This window comes from Arthrobacter sp. GCM10027362, assembly GCF_042679445.1.
GTDB lineage: Bacteria > Actinomycetota > Actinomycetes > Actinomycetales > Micrococcaceae > Crystallibacter.
The window spans coordinates 1-17,080 of sequence record NZ_JBHTML010000032.1; the positions used below are offsets into that span (position 1 = coordinate 1).

16 protein-coding genes are annotated in these 17,080 nt (G+C 66.9%); 12 read left to right on the forward strand and 4 right to left on the reverse strand.

Translation table 11 applies throughout. The annotated features are described in order from the left end of the window. The coding region (locus tag ACFQ36_RS07295; RefSeq protein ID WP_377012104.1) for an amidase at positions 1–1,080 on the reverse strand (1,080 nt) is incomplete at its 3' end. A 145-nt stretch (positions 1,081–1,225) separates the two neighbouring features. Between ACFQ36_RS07295 and ACFQ36_RS07300 the strand changes: the two genes are divergently transcribed. From ACFQ36_RS07300 to ACFQ36_RS07320, 5 genes are all read left to right on the forward strand, one after another. Continuing rightward, positions 1,226–2,431 (forward strand): aromatic ring-hydroxylating dioxygenase subunit alpha, encoded by a 1,206-nt coding sequence (locus ACFQ36_RS07300; RefSeq protein ID WP_377012107.1) that lies wholly within the window; start codon positions 1,226–1,228, stop codon positions 2,429–2,431. A 31-nt stretch (positions 2,432–2,462) separates the two neighbouring features. Further along, positions 2,463–3,374, forward strand: coding sequence for an NAD-dependent epimerase/dehydratase family protein (locus ACFQ36_RS07305; RefSeq protein WP_377012109.1), 912 nt, complete (start codon positions 2,463–2,465; stop codon positions 3,372–3,374). 22 nt (positions 3,375–3,396) lie between these two features. After that, positions 3,397–4,023 carry a hypothetical protein gene (locus tag ACFQ36_RS07310; RefSeq protein ID WP_377012111.1) on the forward strand — a complete coding sequence of 209 codons (627 nt, stop codon included), beginning with the start codon at positions 3,397–3,399 and terminating at the stop codon, positions 4,021–4,023. Further along, positions 4,020–5,204 (forward strand): DUF1116 domain-containing protein, encoded by a 1,185-nt coding sequence (locus ACFQ36_RS07315; RefSeq protein WP_377012113.1) that lies wholly within the window; start codon positions 4,020–4,022, stop codon positions 5,202–5,204. The genes ACFQ36_RS07310 and ACFQ36_RS07315 overlap by 4 nt, the downstream gene beginning before the upstream one ends. A gap of 124 nt (positions 5,205–5,328) precedes the next feature. Beyond that, positions 5,329–6,006, forward strand: coding sequence for a helix-turn-helix domain-containing protein (locus ACFQ36_RS07320; protein ID WP_377012115.1), 678 nt, complete (start codon positions 5,329–5,331; stop codon positions 6,004–6,006). Positions 6,007–6,299: 293 nt separating this feature from the next. Here ACFQ36_RS07320 and ACFQ36_RS07325 read toward each other — a convergent pair whose 3' ends face one another. From ACFQ36_RS07325 to ACFQ36_RS07335, 3 genes are read right to left on the reverse strand one after another with little or no spacing between them, the layout of a single operon-like run. After that, a complete protein-coding gene (locus ACFQ36_RS07325) occupies positions 6,300–7,724 on the reverse strand; it encodes an amidohydrolase family protein (RefSeq protein WP_377012117.1) in 1,425 nt (474 codons plus the stop codon). A 7-nt stretch (positions 7,725–7,731) separates the two neighbouring features. Then, complete coding sequence (locus ACFQ36_RS07330) at positions 7,732–8,661, reverse strand: acetamidase/formamidase family protein (RefSeq protein ID WP_377012119.1); 930 nt, start codon at positions 8,659–8,661, stop codon at positions 7,732–7,734. Between the two features lie 12 nt (positions 8,662–8,673). Next, a complete protein-coding gene (locus tag ACFQ36_RS07335) occupies positions 8,674–9,648 on the reverse strand; it encodes a branched-chain amino acid transaminase (RefSeq protein ID WP_377012121.1) in 975 nt (324 codons plus the stop codon). Between the two features lie 344 nt (positions 9,649–9,992). Between ACFQ36_RS07335 and ACFQ36_RS07340 the strand changes: the two genes are divergently transcribed. The 7 genes from ACFQ36_RS07340 to ACFQ36_RS07370 all read left to right on the forward strand — a co-directional run bounded on the left by ACFQ36_RS07340 (position 9,993) and on the right by ACFQ36_RS07370 (position 17,038). Then, positions 9,993–10,880 carry an ABC transporter permease gene (locus tag ACFQ36_RS07340; RefSeq protein WP_377012123.1) on the forward strand — a complete coding sequence of 296 codons (888 nt, stop codon included), beginning with the start codon at positions 9,993–9,995 and terminating at the stop codon, positions 10,878–10,880. 14 nt (positions 10,881–10,894) lie between these two features. Continuing rightward, positions 10,895–11,764, forward strand: coding sequence for an ABC transporter ATP-binding protein (locus tag ACFQ36_RS07345; RefSeq protein ID WP_377012125.1), 870 nt, complete (start codon positions 10,895–10,897; stop codon positions 11,762–11,764). 2 nt (positions 11,765–11,766) lie between these two features. Beyond that, positions 11,767–12,609, forward strand: coding sequence for an ABC transporter ATP-binding protein (locus ACFQ36_RS07350; RefSeq protein ID WP_377012127.1), 843 nt, complete (start codon positions 11,767–11,769; stop codon positions 12,607–12,609). After that, on the forward strand, positions 12,606–13,661 hold the full coding sequence (locus ACFQ36_RS07355; protein ID WP_377012129.1) for an ABC transporter permease: 1,056 nt from the start codon (positions 12,606–12,608) through the stop codon (positions 13,659–13,661). Before ACFQ36_RS07350 ends, ACFQ36_RS07355 begins: the two co-directional genes overlap by 4 nt. A gap of 65 nt (positions 13,662–13,726) precedes the next feature. After that, positions 13,727–14,548: a hypothetical protein gene (locus ACFQ36_RS07360; RefSeq protein WP_377012131.1), complete on the forward strand. Its 822-nt coding sequence runs from the start codon at positions 13,727–13,729 to the stop codon at positions 14,546–14,548. 10 nt (positions 14,549–14,558) lie between these two features. Then, positions 14,559–15,371: an MBL fold metallo-hydrolase gene (locus tag ACFQ36_RS07365; RefSeq protein ID WP_377012134.1), complete on the forward strand. Its 813-nt coding sequence runs from the start codon at positions 14,559–14,561 to the stop codon at positions 15,369–15,371. Between the two features lie 83 nt (positions 15,372–15,454). Next, positions 15,455–17,038: an ABC transporter substrate-binding protein gene (locus ACFQ36_RS07370; RefSeq protein WP_377012136.1), complete on the forward strand. Its 1,584-nt coding sequence runs from the start codon at positions 15,455–15,457 to the stop codon at positions 17,036–17,038. Positions 17,039–17,080: the final 42 nt, after the last annotated feature.

Here is a 17,080-nt window from a genome sequence, read left to right on the forward strand (position 1 = left end):
CAGCACCGTGCCGTAGGCCAGCTGTGCCCGGATCCAGGCGAGCTGTTCGGCCACGACACCGTGCGCGGCGGCGTAGCCGGCGTCGCTGACTGCGCGTCCGGCCTCGAACAGGGCCGCCAGCTGCGGGCTGATTGCCTCGGGGCGGGCAGCCTCGGCGCTGCGCAGCCGCACGGCGTCGTACGCCATGATGACCGTGTGGGCGTCCACGAGGCCGGCGCCGCGCTCGTCGAAGTCCAGGCGCCGCACCGGGTGGCCGAGGGCCGCCAGCTCCCGCTCGGCGTGTTCGAGCGCGGCGAGCATGGCCGGTTCGACGCCGAAGCTTCCGTCCGGGGCCCAGCTCAGCACGGTGGCCGGGGCGGGGGCGGCGGCCGGGCAGGCGGCCGGGAATGCGGCCGCGGCATCTGCACCGCCAAGCACCCGGCGCAGGAAGTCCATGTCAGTTACCGACGCGGTGAGGAAGCCGAGCGAATCGAGGGAGGGGCTGAGCCCCGTGATGCCGTCTTCCGCGTGGGTTCCCCGGGCGGTCACGAAGCCGGTTACGCCGCAGTAAGCCGCGGGCCGGGATACCGAGGCGGCCGTCTGGGTGCCCAGGGCCAGCGGAACCATCCCGGCGGCAACGGCGGCCGCCGAGCCGGAGGAGGACCCGCCCGGGGTGCGGGTGGTGTCGTGGGGGTTGGCGGTGGGGCCGGGGCTGAAGTAGGCGAATTCGGTGGTGACTGTCTTGCCAAGCACGACGGCGCCGAGCCTGCGCAGCCGGGCGACGATCGCGGCGTCGGATGACGCCGGAGCGCCGTCCCGCAGCTGCGAGCCGCATCGCGTGGGCAGGCCGGCGGCGTCGATGATGTCCTTGACCCCGATGGGGACCCCGTGCAGGGGGCCGCGTTCGGCGGGCACCAGCCCGTCCAAACGTTCTGCAGCAGCCAACGCACCGTCGGCGTCGAGCGCGGCCCACGCCCGGACATCGGCGTCAGTCTGCGCGATGCGGTCGAGGGCGCGGCGAACCGCCTCGACCGCGGAAGTATCGCCGCGAGCCAGGGACCGTGCTGTCTTCTCGAGTGAATACGGGGCGATGTGGCGCATGGGGTTTCCCTTCGGGGTGCGGGCGCTGCCTGCCGGCGGAATCTTCCGCAAAGAACGGCCTCTTGACATATGTTCTGTATGACAGAACACTATAGGACAACAGCAGGCAACCCAAGCACTTTTATCCACAATCTAAGGAGAAGCCATGCGCAGCCCGATTCCCGTGGAAGAATTCGACGCCAGTTGCGGTGACGTCAACGAGGTGGTCTCCCTTCCAGCTGCAGCCTTTACCTCGCAGGATTTCTACGACTTCGAGCTTGATGCCGTGTTCGGCCATGAGTGGCTGTGCATCGGCCGGGCCACGGACATTCCCAATAAGGGCGACTATTTCACCGTCGATGCCCTGGGCGAGCAGCTGCTGGTGGTCCGCCAGGCCAATGGTTCGATCCGGGTGCAGTCCAATGTCTGCCGGCATCGGGCCATGCGCCTGGTTGACGGTACCGGCAATGCCCGCCGGTTCAAGTGTGACTACCACTCGTGGGTCTACGGCTTGGACGGCGAGCTGCAATCCGCTCCGGACCTGAATGACAACCCCTGCTTTGTGAAGTCCTCCGTCAGGCTTCCCGAAATCCGCTCGGAAATCTGGGAGAACTTCGTCTTCATTACTTTTGATGCGGATACCCCGCCGCTGGCCGGGAGACTGGGCAATCTTTCTGCGTACCTGGCCAACTGGGGCCTGTCCGATCTCAAGTCTGCCTCGGCACAGACCTTCTTCCCGGTGAACTGCAACTGGAAGATCTTCGGTGACGAGTGCTACCACTGCGCGCACCTGCATTCCAAGAGCTGGTGCCCGATGTACGACACGGCCTCCGAACGCATCGACTATGACTCACTGGCCAATGAACCGGAAAAGGGCGTTATTGCCTACGACCTGATCAGCCTGGAGAAGGATCTTTCGCCCACCCGCACCGGCAAGAACCTGCAGCCGGTGCTGCCGGATTTGACCGATGAGCAGCGCCGGCGGCTGGTCTACGTCACCGTGGCGCCGAACCTTTTGCTGATCGCGATGCCGGACAAGGTCAAGTACTTCATGTGGCTGCCGACAAGTCCGACCACCTCCGTGTTTGCGGCTACCTGGCTTTACCCCGACTCCACGCTGGCCAAGCCGACCTTTGAAGAGGAATGGAAGATGGAGACCGAAGACCTCAAGGACGTCATGGTCGAGGATGTCTATGCCTGGGAATCGGTGCAGAAGGGCATGTTCTCCCGCAACGCTCCACGCGGACGTTACGCCCCCAGCGAGGTTGTGCTGGTCCGGCTCAACGAGTGGCTGATCGATAAATACCGGACCGCCGATGCGAAGGCCCGCGGCATCGAGGCCGCCGCTGCCAATACGCCGGCCGGCGTCTAAGCGGCAGGAACCGAACGAGAAGGAGAATTTGATGACCCCCAAAAAAGTTGTCGTGACGGGCGGCTCCGGCCGCGTCGGACGCTACGTGCTCGAGGAACTCGCCAAGGCGCATGAGGTCCGCAACGCTGATCTGGCCCCCGCGTCCGCAGGCCCCAACGGCCGGCCGCCGGCAGACGTGGACTACGTGTCCGTCGATGTCATGGACCTCGATTCGGTGCGTGCCGCGCTCAAGGGGGCGGACGCCGTCGTGCACCTGGCGGCCATCGACTACGACTGGAAGGCGGCTCCGGAAAAGTACATCCGCGTCAACACACTCGGAACCTGGAATGTGCTCCAGGCGGCCGAGGAGAACGGACTGGAGAAGGTGGTGCTCTGCTCGAGCATCTCCGCCTGCGGCCTGTCCGAGATGCGCCCGGACTGGACGCCGCAGAATTTACAGGTCGACGAGAAACATGAGCTGCGCCCCGTGCAGGCCTACAGCCTGAGCAAGCAGATTATGGAGAACATGGGCCAGGCCGTCTCACGCGGTTCGGGAATGTCGGTAATCTGCCTTCGCCCGCTGGCCGTGGTGCTGCCCGAGACGCTGGGCGAATTCACCGGCTTCATTGACAACCCGGAACTGCGCTGGCTGTTTTACTACATCGAGGCCTCCGACCTGGCCCGGGCCTTCCGCGCCGCCGTCGAAGCGGAGGGCATCGGCTTTGACACCTTCTTCATCAGTGCCGACGACACCTGCCACCCCGAGCCCACGCTGCAGTGGTACCCGCGCGTGGTCGGCGAACAGGTGCCGGCCCACGACGCCGCGCTCTTCGCGGCCAGCCCGCGCGCCTCGGTCTTCTCCTCCGCCCGCGCCAAGCGGAAGCTCGGCTGGGCCCCGACCAGCAACTTCCTTGAGCTTCGCGCTGCGCACGGATACCCGCTGCCCGAGCCCGCCGCCAACTGACCACCCGCGAAGAGGATGTGACATGACCCAGACCAGCACCGTGACCCTTCCCCCCGTCGTCCGCCCGGGCGCCGTCGCCTGGACGGGGGACAACCCGTTCATCTACCTCAAGACCGATCCGGCAGGACAGTGGAGCTCGCTGTCGGTGTACTTCCGGATCGCCGCGTCGAAGTACGGCCCGGGCCGGGCCGCCGTCGTCGTCGAGCACCCCTACGACGCCGCCGCCGGCGGCGCGCGCCTGGTGCTGACCGACAACGAGGAGCTGGCCCGGTTCCTGGTCCGCGATTTCGTTGCCAAGTTCGTCCTCTTCCGCCCCTCGCCGGTAATGGAGGAACTGGAGTACGTTGACGGCGCCGGCTTCGAAACCGTGCGCGAGGGGGATGACTGGACCGAACTGGCAACCGCCGGGGAACGCAGCCTCACGATGACCTGGCGCGGCCTCGGAGAACCCTTCGCCGTCGACGTGCCCGGACCCGAATCCGGCACCGGCCTGCACGAAATGTTCGCGGTATTCCGCATTGCCGAAGGCGCTGAGGTGACCGTGGACGGCCGGCGCCTCCCCGGTGCCACGATCGAGCGCGACTTCCTCAACGGCCGCGGGCAGTCCGCCGGCATGGCCATCTCCGAAACCTGGGTGGAGGACCGGTGAGCGCCAATGCGAAGGCGGCGGCCCTGATTGGCTCGGCCGAGCCGGTCTGGACGGGCATCGTGCCGCTGGCGCAGGTGCTCGCCGCCCGGGGGCGCCCGGAACGGACCCTGCTGCATGCAGGCCCGCCGTTCAGCAGCAGGAACGCGGTGCCGCAGCCGGTGCGTAATTCCGCGCTCCAGGCCATCCTCTTCGAAGACTGGGCGGATACCCTGGAAGCCGCCGCCGGGCTCTTCGACTCCGATGCGGTGAACTTTGAGCCTGCGCAGGACAATGACTGCCTGGTCCCGCTGGCGGGGATCATCTCCCCGTCCATGCGGCTGCACGTGGTCACCGATCCGGCCACCGGGGGTGTGCAGTATGCCGTGCTCAACGAGGGCCTGCGGCACTGCCTGCGTGTCGGCGTCGTCGAACCGGGGCTGGTGGAACACCAACACTGGCTGCACGGGCCGTTCGCGATGTGGCTTGCGGAGCGTTTGGCCGCCCGGGGCCCGCTCCACCTGCTGCCGCTGCTGGCCCGCTCCCTGGCCGGCGGCGACGACGGGCACAACCGCACCCTGGCCGGCAGCAACCTGGTCGCCGCCGAACTGCTCCACGGCGATGAGTCCGGCTTCGGGGCGAACGCAGCAACTTTCCTGGCCGAATGCCCGCCGTTCGCCCTCAACCTGTGGATGGCGGCTGCGGCCCTGTCCCTGCGGGCCGCCGAAGCAATGGAAGGTTCCGACGCCGTGACGCGCGCGGGCGGCAACGGCATCGACTTCGGCTTCCAGACAGCCGCCGAGCCCGGCCGCTGGCGGACCGTGGCCGCGACACCGCCCCGCGGCCCGGTCGCCGACCAGTACCGGGGACTGCCGGTCCTCGGCGCCATCGGGGACAGCGCCGTCATTGATTTCTTCGGCCTGGGCGGCGCAGCACTGCGGCACGCGCCGCTGACCCTGGACGGGCTCGGCGGCTTCGCGCCCGAGGGAGTGCTGGACCGGCCCGGGATGCTGATGGAAGCCGGGCATCCCCGGCTGCCGATCCGCACCGGGGTCTCGGCCACGCGCATCGCCGAGGCCGGCGTCCCCCCGGTGGTGCTGCTGGGCATGATCGAAGGCCGTGGCCTGGAAGGCCGGATCGGCGGAGGTGCCTTCGAGCCTTCAGTGAAGGCCTTCACATATTCCCTCAGCGAACAGGCTTCCTAGCCGGCCGTACGGCAGACGGCTGGTCCGGAGGTTATCCCGTCACCTTCCGGGCCGGTCCCTGCCCAGAGCGGGCCCAGGCGTTATGCTGAAGAGAACACCAGCGACAGCACGCCGGGAAGGAAGCATGGCCGACGCCCAGTCAAAAACTGCCGAACCGCACCCCGTGCCGGCTCCGGATGCCGGGCCCCAGCCGGACGGCCACGGCGACGTCGGTGTCCGGATCCGTGCCGCCCGCACGGAGCGGAACCTGACCCTGCGCGAGCTGGCCCGGCGCCTGGGCGTCTCGGCAGGGCACATCTCACAGGTCGAACGCGGGCTGGTCAAACCGTCGATCTCGCTGGTGTATTCGATCGCCGACGTCCTCGCGGTGGGAGTGGGCGACCTGTTCAGCAACAACACCGGACCGGGAACCCCTGACGTGGGGATTGTCCGCACCCCGGGCGAGGACCGCTATGTGACCCGGGCCGCGGAGCGGCGCACCATCAACCTGGAGACCGGCGTCCGCTGGGAACTGCTCACGCCTACTACCCGCGAACCCGTCGACTTCCGGGAGATCGTCTACGCGGCGGGCAGCGGCTCCACCCAGCCGGGCAGCTTTGTGCGACACAGCGGCCGGGAATACGGACTGGTCCTCTCCGGGCGCCTGCGCGTGCAATTGGAGTTCGACGAGTACGAACTCGGCCCCGGGGACAGCATCGCCTTCGAGTCGGCGGTGCCGCACCGCTTCTGGAATGACGGTCCGGAAACTGTCAAGGCGGTCTGGTGCACCCTGGCAGCCCCGGAGGACGCGGGCGCGCTCTAGGGTCGCACCAAGTGCTCCGCTCCATAAAGTACGTGAACTTTCGGCGTAGCCGGCGGTGCGGCGGGGATCAGCCCCAGGTCCAGGGGTTGGCACGGGCAGGATCGCCGGTCCGAAGGTGTCGAGCGCGTACCGGTGGACCTGGGCAAAAAATACTTCCGGGCAGAACGGCTGAACATTTCCGGATCCGCGGCCCTGGACACCGGTGCCAGCGTCCTGGCGGCCATCGACGGGACCGGCACGCTCACCCCGGCCAACGCACCGGCATCGCCCCTGGCCAGGGGTGATGCCGGAAGTCAGCAGGCCGGACGGTTCCGGACATCGCTGGACACGCGCTGTTCCAGCAGCGTGCCCTCGGGACCAGCCTTCAGCTGCCGGTCCTCGACCATGACCTGGCCGCGCAGGATCGTCATGCTCGGCCAGGCCGCCACGTGGTAGCCCTCCCAGGGGGTATAGTCCGCTTCGTGCAGGTCCGAGGACGTGATCCTGCGGTCCACCGTCGTGTCGAGCACCGCCAGGTCCGCGTCGCTGCCGATGGCGATCGCACCCTTCTGCGGGTACAGTCCGAGGATTTTCGCGGCGTTCGCCGAGGTGATGTCGACGAAGCGCGTGAGGTCCAGGTTCCGCTTGGCAACGCCTTCGGTGTAGGCGACGGCCATCCTCATTTCGACGCCGGCGTGGCCGCCGGTTGCGTCCAGGATGGTCTTCCCGCGCGTCTTCACTTCGAGGTCGGTGCATACGCCGTCGGTGGCGAGCGTGCTCAGCGACCCGTCGAGCAGCGACTCCCACATCGAGTCGCGGTCGTCCGCCGACTTCAGCGAAGGGTAGGTGTGGTAGATGGCGCCGTTTTCCTGGCGGTAATCCTCGGCCGTGAAGTAGGCGTAGTGGGGGAGGATCTCCCCGTAGACCGGCTGGCCCTTGCCGCGTGCCTCGCGGATGGCGTCGACGCCTTCACGGGCGCTGACGTGCATCAGGTAGATCGGGGCGCCCACGTGTGCGGCGAGCGTGATGGCGCGCTGGAAGGAGAGCTTCTCGGACAGGTTGTTGTGGGCGTGGTGCATGTACTCAAGTCCGATTTTGCCCTGGTGCTGCAGCTTCTTGTAGGCGTACATGACAATGTCGTCATCCTCGGCGTGCACGGCGAGCATGGCGCCCGCTGCGGCGGTCTGCTCCATCAGCCCCCACATGTTCCCCAGGTCGGTTTTCTGCCTGGGGCGTGTGGGGGTGGTGTTGGTCATCCAGACCTTGTAGCTGCCGTGGCCGGCGGCGACGGCGTCGGGGATCTGCTCCAGCACCTCGAAGGGGATCTCGGGTTCCTTGAACGTGCCGTGGAGGGCGTAATCGGTGTAGGTGATGCCCTCCCACTCGGCGGATTTGCGCTTGAAGGACTCGGCGAGCTCGTCGCCGGGCTGCCAGTGCGCGAAGTCCACCAGAGTGGTGGTGCCGCCGTAAATAGCGCCTTCGCTCACCCGGTCGGGACCGAAGCATTTGATGCCGCTCTCGGCCGCCGTCGGGAGCACGGAGTTGGTGTGCACATGGGGGTCCACTCCGCCGGGCACCACCAGCTGGCCGCGGAGGTCCACCTGGCGCCGGGCTTCGTCCGGGCTGCCGATCCCGGGAGCCCGGAGCGAGACAATCTTGCCGCCGGTGATGCCGATGTCCAGCGGATGGGCACCCGAGGGAGTGACCACCAGGCCGTTGGTCAAAAGCAGATCGAACATGGGAAACCTACGCATTCCTAGTCGGGGTATCGAGGGAGAACGGGGAAGTGCTGAAATAGCGGGAGGCCAGGGTGACCTTCACGGAGGCGCGCGCGTTGACCAGCTGGGACACGGCCACGTCCGCGGCGGCGCTGAGCAGCATAGCGGCCTTCTCCCTAGGCCACCGCCTGTCCGCCACCAGGAGCTCGAGCATGTCGTCGAGGGCGTGGCGGGCGGCCTCGTCCAGGTCCTCGCCGTCACCGATAGTGATGACGGCGCCGCCGGACAGGACCACGGGCCGCCGCAGCGAGGCCCCGGGCAGGACCCGGCAGGAGAGCACGACGCTGCCCTCGACCTCGACGCCGGTCAGCGAACATTCGCCATCGCCCTGCACGGCGTGCAGGTCCCCGGCAAAGAGCATGGCGCCGGCGACCTGGACCGGGAGGACGACGGCGGAGCCGGATGTGACGTCCTTGCAGTCCATGTTGCCGCCGTGAATTCCCACGGTGCTGGAGTCCGGACTGGCACCGGAGGGCGCGACGCCGATCTTGCCGATCATCGGCCGGATCGGGATGGTGACCTGGTCATCGAAGTGCACCTCGCCGTCGACGATGTCCACGATGCGTCCGCAGCGGCCCAGGCCGCCGCTGAAGCCGCCCCGGCCGGGCAGGGTGACCATGGCCCCGCGGCCGTTGATCCGGATTCCGTGAATGTCGACGCGGATGACGTCGCCGGGCTTCACGCCGCGGACGAGGACGGGACCGGTGACCGGGATCGACAGCTTCTCGTATTCGCCGGTGCTCTCGAACAGGCCGGAGGTGAGCAGGCTGCTGGCGTCGAGCGAGAAAGGTTCTCCCTGGTCCACCTCGAGCACCGGCGGGGTGTCCGCGGTGAAGAAGGCGGAGGCATGCTCGAAGCCGGCATGCGGTGCGTTCATGAGTGGGTGGGATACGCTCATCGTCCGCCCCGCTCATGCAGGGTAGACCGGGGTGGCCCACTGCTGGTCGGCAGCGACCCGGCCGACCACGGCCTGCCGGTAGAGGTCCTGCAGCCGGCCGGTGACCTCGCCTGCGGTCCCGTCGCCGATGGGTGTGCGGTCGACGGAGGCAACGTGGTTGACCTCGGCGGCGCTGCCGCACACGAAGACCTCGTCCGCCGAGTAGAGTTCGGTTCGGTCGATGGCACGGATCTCAACGTCGAGGCCGAGTTCGGTGCGGGCCAGGTGCAGTACGCTGTCCCGGGTAACTCCTTCGAGGATGCTTTCGGTGACCGGCGGGGTGCACAGCCGGCCCTTGCGGACCATGAATACGTTGTAGCCCGCGCCCTCGGCGACGTGGCCGTTCTCGGTCAGCAGGAGTGCCGCATCGTAGCCGTTGCGGCGGGCCTCGAGCAGGGCCAGTCTGCCGTTTTGGTAATTGGCAATTGACTTGATCCGCGGCGGCATGGACCTGTCGGACAGACGTGCCCAGCTGCTGATCTGCACATGCAGGCCGGTGGCGCCGAAGTAGTTGCCCATCGGGATGGCGGCCATGAACACGGCGGCCGGCCCGGTGTCGTCGGGCTTGCCGTCGCTGGAGTCGACGAATACCTGCGCGCGCATGTGCAGGTTGCCGCGCAGATCGTTCGCCCGGATCAGGCCGAGGAGCTGCTCGGAGAGGACTGCGGTATCCTGGGGGCCTTCGATCTCGACTACCCGCATGGACTCGACCAGGCGCTTCATGTGGTCTTCGACCCGGAAGGCGTAGAGCTGCTGGTCTTCCTCGCTCCAGTAGGCGCGGAATCCCTCGAAGACACCGACGCCGTACTTCAGGGTGGTGCTGAGCACATGAAGGCGGGCATCGTCGTAGTCCACCAGTTCGCCGTCGTGCAGGAGGTAGCGGACGCCCGGGGAGGAGGCAGCAGCTTCGGCGCCAGCCAGCGTGGCGGTTTGAGGCAGGATTGACATCAGGATTCCGTTCTTTCGGCTGAGCTTCATAACAGTGCGGCAGTGATCACTATATTGAAGATGCGCCGCATTTCTGTCAATCGGTTGAATGGTTCCGGGGTGCCGCCCCCTGATGGGGAGGCTCCATTCCCACGCCGGTCGGAAGCCTTATATGCCATACCGGCGGGTATGTCTAGGGGTGTTTTCCGCTGTCGATGGCGCTAGAGTGCGGATTCAATAAAGTGATGACGCTTTGATATGTACCATGCCAGCGCCTCCGGCAGCCGAATCAACGATTGGGAGCTCAAGATGCCACAGCCGCTAGTTGTGTCCAGTACCTTGAACCTACCCCGTGGGGGAGACTCATGAGCCTTAAGGAAGTGCCGTCCACCTCCTCGGGGCGTTGGCCCTCGGGATGGGCCAATCGCGCCCGGGTGCGCGCCCGCGGCCGCTCCAGCCCGACCCTGACGGCCGTCGCGGTGGCGGTCATTATCGGCCTGCCGCTCGCTGCCTTGGTCCTGCCCCTGCCCCACGATCCGCTGCGGCCGGATCCGAACTCGATTGGTATCGCGCCCAACCTGAACCACTGGTTCGGCACGGACGAAAACGGGATGGACGTATTCGCCCGGACGCTGGAGGCCGCGCAGCTGGACCTTCCGATCGCACTGGCAGCCACAGCACTCTCGCTCTTGGTCGGGGTCCCCCTGGGGCTGTTCGCCACGAGCGGCCGCGCCGGCGAGGCGCTGATGCGGATCATCGATGCCTTCGCCGCCCTCCCGATCATCGTGATCGCCGTCGTGTCCATCCAGCTCATGGGCGGCGGCGCGACCGACGTGGTACTCGCCATCGCCATTGTGGCAGCGCCGCGGTTCGTCCGGCTCTCCCGGGCGGCGGCGGTGTCCCTGCGCTCTTCGCGTTATGTGGAGGCCGCCGTCGCGACCGGCTGCTCGCCGGTGCGCATCGCCTTCAACCACGTCCTGCGCAACGCCTACGGCGTCGTGCTCGTGCAGGCGACGCTGACGGCGGCCAGCGCCCTGGGAGCGATTGCGGCGCTGAACTTCCTCGGCGTCGGCGTCAGGCCTCCCCAGCCGACCTGGGGCGCGATGATCAGCGACGGCTTCAGCATGCTGATCCGGGGCGAGTGGTGGGCGGCCGCCTTCCCGACGGCCGCCATGCTGCTGGTGATTGGTTCGCTGAACGTCATTGCCGGCGCGATTGAGAACCGGATCGAGCGAGTGGAGCGGGCCCGATGATGACAGGACTTCAGGTGCGGGACCTCGTAACCGAGTTCGACACCCGCCAAGGCACGGTGCGGGCCCTGCACGGAATTTCATTCGACGTCGGCGAGAGCGAGGCCGTCGGGATCGTCGGCGAGTCCGGATCGGGCAAGTCGACGGTGGTGCGCTCGGTAATCAAGCTGCTGATGCCTCCGGGCCGGGTCGCCGCCGGCGGCGCGGTCTTCGGGGGCCGGGACCTCCTGCAGCTGCGCGAACGCGACATCCGCCAAATCAGGGGCAAGGATATCGGGTTCATCGCCCAGAATCCCTTCAGTGCCCTGAATCCGGTGGTTCGCATCGAGAAGCAGTTCGCGAATATCGCCAAGGCGCACGGGATGCGGGCGGACGGCGCCGCACGGGAGCACGCCCTAGAGCTGCTGGCCGCAACGGGGGTGAACGACCCGCAGCGCGTCATGCGCGGTTATGCCCATGAGCTCAGCGGCGGCATGGCACAGCGCGTGGTCATCGCCATGGCGCTTTACCTGAACCCCCGCCTCGTGATCGCGGACGAGCCGACGACGGCGCTTGACCTGACGGTGCAGCGCCAGGTGCTGGATACCCTCCGCCGGCTCACCGTGGAAAGTGGCCGTGCCATGCTCATCGTCACGCACGACCTTGGGGTCGTGGCCCGGTACTGCGACCGCGTCCTGGTGATGTACCAGGGCAAAGTCGTCGAGCAGGGGAATGTGTCCCGGGTGTTCGTGGACCCGCAGCACCCCTATACGGTCTCGCTGCTCAACTCCGTGGTGCGGCCGGAGGACGGCGGGCTGCCGGCCGGCCGATCCGTCTCCCCGGCGGACTCGGCGGCGGACCTGCCCGCCCAGGCTGCTGCCGGACTGTCCGAATCCTGGAGGTCGTGACCATGGCCCTGATTGAACTCAAAGACCTCAGGAAGACCTTCCGCACCCCGCAGGGGCAGACCGTCACCGCGGTCGACGGCGTCTCGCTGTCGGTCGAGGCCGGCGAATGCGTTGGCATTATCGGCGAGAGCGGATCCGGCAAGTCCACGCTCGGCCGGCTGATCCTCAGGCTGCACGAAGCCGACTCCGGCTCGATCGTGCTCGACGGAGAGGATATCCGCGCCCTGACGCGGCAGCAGCTGCGTAGGCGGCGCCGGCATTGGCAGATTGTCTTCCAGGAACCGTTCGCTTCGCTGAACCCGCGGCTGACGATCCGCCAGATCGTGGAGGAGCCGCTGATCGTGGCGCGCACCTACGGCACGCGGGCCGAAAGGCTCCGCCGGGTGATGAAAACGCTCGAGGAAGTCGGACTCTCGGCGGACTTCCTCGAGCGCCGCCCCGCGAACCTCAGCGGCGGACAGCAGCAGCGGGTGGGCATTGCCCGGGCGCTCGTCACCGACCCCACGCTGGTGGTGCTGGATGAGCCCACCGCCTCCCTGGACCTGACCATCCGCGCATCGATTCTGCGCATGCTTGCCGAACTGCAGGTATCCCGGGAGCTGACCTATGTCTTCATTTCCCATGACATCGAAACGGTCAGGCATTTTTGCTCGCGCGTGGCCGTGATGCACCGCGGCGGGTTCGTCGAGACCGGTACCACCCGGGAAGTACTGTCCAATCCGCAACAGCCCTATACCAAGGCGCTGATGTCGGCGGCCATGCCGCCCATCCCCTATTCGCCGGCTGCCGCCGGCACCGGCTCCGACGCGGACACTTTGAACCGGACAAAGGCGGGAACCCTATGATCCGCTACATCATTTCGCGATTGATAATCGCCTTCCTGCTCCTGCTGGGACTGATCACGCTGAGTTTCGGGTTGGTCTCCCTGCTCCCGGGCGATCCGGCCGTGGCCCTGCTCGGTGAATACGCCACCCCGGCCGACGTCGCCCGGATCAACGCCCAGTTGGGCCTGGACCTGCCGTTCTGGGAGCGCTACCTCGACTACATGGGCCGTACCCTCAGCGGCGACCTGGGCCAGTCATTCTTTACGGGAAGCTCGGTCTCGGCCGAAATCTGGATGCGCCTGCCCAACACGCTGGTCTACCTGGTTCCCGGGCTGATCCTCGCGCTGGTCATCGGGATGGCCTCGGGCACGTTTGCGGCGTATCGGCACGGGCGCTTCGCCGACAAGTCCTTCACGGCCGGTGTCTCGGTCCTGATGGCGATGCCGGAATTCGTGCTGGCGCTCCTCCTGCTCTTCATCTTTTATCAGCAGCTGCATATTGCTCCGGCGCCCCTGGGGATGCTTTCCAGCGCGGATATCCCCCCGCCCCGGGTGACCGGATCCGTTCCGATCGACGCCGTGCTCACCGGGCAGTGGGACCTCGTTGCGTCCCTCCTCGGCCGCGCGGCCCTCCCGATCATTACCATGGGCCTGTTCTTTGCCGCCCCCTTCGGGAAAACGGTGCGCACAGGCCTGCTCCAGGTCCTGAACTCGCCCCAGATCGAGTTTGCCAGGGCCTGCGGCCTGAAGCCGGCCCAGGTGTACCGGTATGCGCTCAGCGACGTCCGCGGGGCCCTGATGACCTATTTGGTCCTGCTCTTTGCAGCATCACTCAGCGGCGCCGCGATCATCGAGAGCGTCTTCTCCTGGCCCGGCGTCGGCGGCTGGTCACTCGACGGGGTGCTCAAGGGCGACGTGCCGGTCATCCAGGGCTTTGTCCTGGTTATGGGTGCCACGAGCCTGCTCGGTTACGTGATCCTGGACGCCCTCATCACCCTGCTGGACCCGCGCGCCCGCAGCAGCGCAGTCCACGGCCGGAAGCGGGCGCAGCGTCCGGCCGCGGCCGCTGCCTAACCTCTTGACAATCCACCCATCTTCAATAAGTTAAATACATGTTCAAAATACTGAAGGAAGAAAAGATGGTCGTTCTCGGCGGGCTGATTCCCCTGGATGACCGCGTCAGTTGGGTTCCCGCCGGTTCTGCGGGATTCCAGCCCTCGAACTGCTACCTCCTTACGGAGGGGCAGTCGCGGCTCCTTGTCGACTCCGGGCTCGCCGTCCACAGTCAGGAGATCCTCGCCGATCTGGCCGGCCTGATCGGCGAGGGCGGGAGCGTTTCGATGTTCTTTACGCGCAGCGAGATGGACTGTGTATCCAATCTCGAGCCGATCGCGAGGAGGTTCGACATCGAGCGTCTGTTCACCGGCGGCGTCATCAACCCCTTCGACGCCTTTGACGACCTGAGCCGGATGGCGCTGCGCGGCAGGCGGCACCAGATCGACGAAAAGCGCACGGGCGAGGGGGACTCCCTGGCCCGCGCGGCCCAGATCGAAGTGGCTCCGGGCCGGGTGCTTGAGATCGAGTCTCCGCTGCTGCGGCTCCTGCCGACCTTCTGGGGATGGGACGAGGAGACCGGAACCCTGTTCACCTCCGACACCTTCACCCACGGGGTCATGGACCGCCCGGACAGCCCGCGCATCATCGACTCCACCATCCAGGACACCACGACGGCCGAGCAGGTCGCCGGACACCTCTACGCCAAGTACGAATGGATTCCGCGGTCAACCTGCGAGCCGCTCCGCGAATGGCTCTCGGAAAAGTTCGCCGCGCTTGACCCGGAGATTATCGCCCCGTCACGCGGGTGCGTGCTCCGCGGTCGCGACGTCGTCCGGCGGCACCTGGACTTCATGCTCACTGCCCTGACCCCGCAGCGCGCCTACCTGACACCGCAGCCGGCCTAGGAGAACCCCCATGGAAGCATATGTTGAAACGATGAGCAGCGATCTTCCGCGCGTGGTCGCCGACGGCGTGACGTGGATGAGTTCCTGCCTGCCGTTCCATCTGGAAGACCGGGTCATCCACGGGCACAACTCCACCTACCTGGTCCAGGGCGAGCATGCCTCCATCCTGGTGGACACAGGCAACCCGTCCAGCTGGAACATTATCTCCGGCACCCTGGACAAACTGCTCGACGGCCGGGAACTGACCTATGTTTTCCCCACGCACCCTGAGCTGCCGCACACCGGGAACCTCCCCCGGCTGGTGCAGAAGTACCCGCAGGTGCAGGTGGTGGGGGACATCCGCGACTACCACCTCTTCTACCCCGAGATTGTGCCCAACCTGCACGCGAGGGTCCCCGGCGACCGGATCGACCTGGGCGGCCGGGAGTTCGTGGTGGTCGAGGCGCTGATCCGCGACCTGCCCAACACGCAGTGGGGCTTCGTGCCGCAGAGCGGGGTGCTTTTCACCGCCGACGGCTTCTGCTACATGCACCGGCCCGACCTCGACGACGAGGACCCGGTGCACCTGCCCGGCGAGTGCGGCCTGACCACCGGCGAGCTGTCGGTGCCGATCGCGGTCGAGAATGCCGCCTTCTTTACCGGCAGCGCCCTGTACTGGGCACGTTTTGCCAACGACGCGGACCAGGTCTACGGCCGCGTGCTCAAACTTGTCGACGAGCTCGGGGTGACCTCGGCCGCCCCCACCCACGGGAATTTCATCACGAACGTCCATGAGGTGGAGCCCATCATCAGGGCAGGCCACCAGCAGGCGTACCGCTACTAGAGGTCCTCCGCACGGTGCGGCCCGACCTTCGCACGTCTCCAACCGCGTCCCACAGAAGTCCCACAGAAATCGGAGCCTGGATCATGAATCGCTCACCCTTGCTCACCGGCGGCATCGTCGCCGCACTCGCAGTATCCCTCGCCGGCTGTGCGGGTGGCTCCTCGCAGGCATCCTCGGCCCAGGGCGACAACGTCGTCGTCGCAGTCGGTGCCCTGCCGGACAGCCTCACTCCGTCGCCCTGGGGAGGCAGCGCCTCGCATGTGGTGCTGAGCGGTCTCGGCTCACAGCTTCTCCAGTATAAGACGGACGAGAATTCCTGCGAGCGGCCGTCCACCGACGTGACCAGCAAGCTGGCCGAGAGTGCCGAGCCCAATGCGGACGGCACCGGCATTATCGTCAAGCTGCGGAAGCTCACGAGCCAGTTCGGCAACACGCTCTCCGCGGAGGACGTGCGCTGGAGCCTGGACATCGGCATGAAGCGCCAGCCGGTGATGAAGGGCACCCTGAAAAGTAGCGGATTCGATGTGGACAACCTCGTCACCGTCATCGATGACCGCACCGTCCAGCTGAACACGACCGAAATCACCTCGTACACCATCGAGGCGCTGCAGAATAACCTCTTCTACATCCACGACAGCACCGAGGCCAAGAAGCATGCGACGGCGGACGATCCGACGGCAAACAACTGGCTCTCCAGGAACCTCGCCGACTACAGCGGCTGGGAGCTCGAGGAGTTCACCCCGGGAACCACCCTTACCGTCACGGCCGACCCCGATTGGACAGGCGAACGCGGCGACGTGAAGCGCGTCGTCGTCAAGGCCGTGCCGAGCACCGCGACGCGGAGCCAGCTCGTCGAGAGCGGCGAGGTCCAGGTGGCCAACGCGTTCGAGTACGACCAGTACGAGTCCCTCAAGCGGGCGCCGGGTGTCAGCGTGGCCGACTGTGCCAGCCAGACCCGCGACACCTTGATGTTCAACACCAAGGCCGGACCACTCTCGGACGAGAAGGTGCGGCATGCCATCTCGATGGCGATCGACCGCGAGGCCCTGGTCAAGGGTGCCTACGCAGGCTACGGCGAACCGGCAGGATCCATCTTCCCGATGGTCGAAGGCTCGGACATCTACAAGTTCGATACGGCCGGGGCCAGGAAGCTGCTGGCGGAGGCCGGCTATGCCGACGGATTCCCCCTGACCCTCAGCTACAGCGAGACCCGGCCCGGTCCGGTGGCGGCGAAGACCGCGGTCCTGATCCAGTCGATGCTGAAGGAAGTCGGCATCGACGTGGAACTGAAGAACGTTGCCAGCGCGACCGACTTCTCCACTGCACTGATCGATGGCCGCTACCAGGCGGTCCTCTACGCGGAACCGATCGTGATCTCCGACCCTGCCTACTACAGCTACGCCTTCTACGGGACCGGCGCTCCGAGCAACAGCACGGGCTGGTCCGATCCGAAGTTCGACAAGGCCCGCGCCGAGCTGGCCGCGACGCCGGACGAGGAAGCGGACAAGCGCGCTGACCTGCTCAACGAGATGGCCGCCCTCGTGGACAAGGGCGCACCGATCCTCTCCCTGGTCGAAGTCCGCGGCATGCTCGCCCAGAAGGAGGGGCTGTCCGGGGTGCTTCCGCTGACCAACGGGCAGATCTACTTCAACGCGCTCGGCCGCTAGCCCCGCCCGGGACCACACGCATCGGTGCCGGCGGCCGACCAT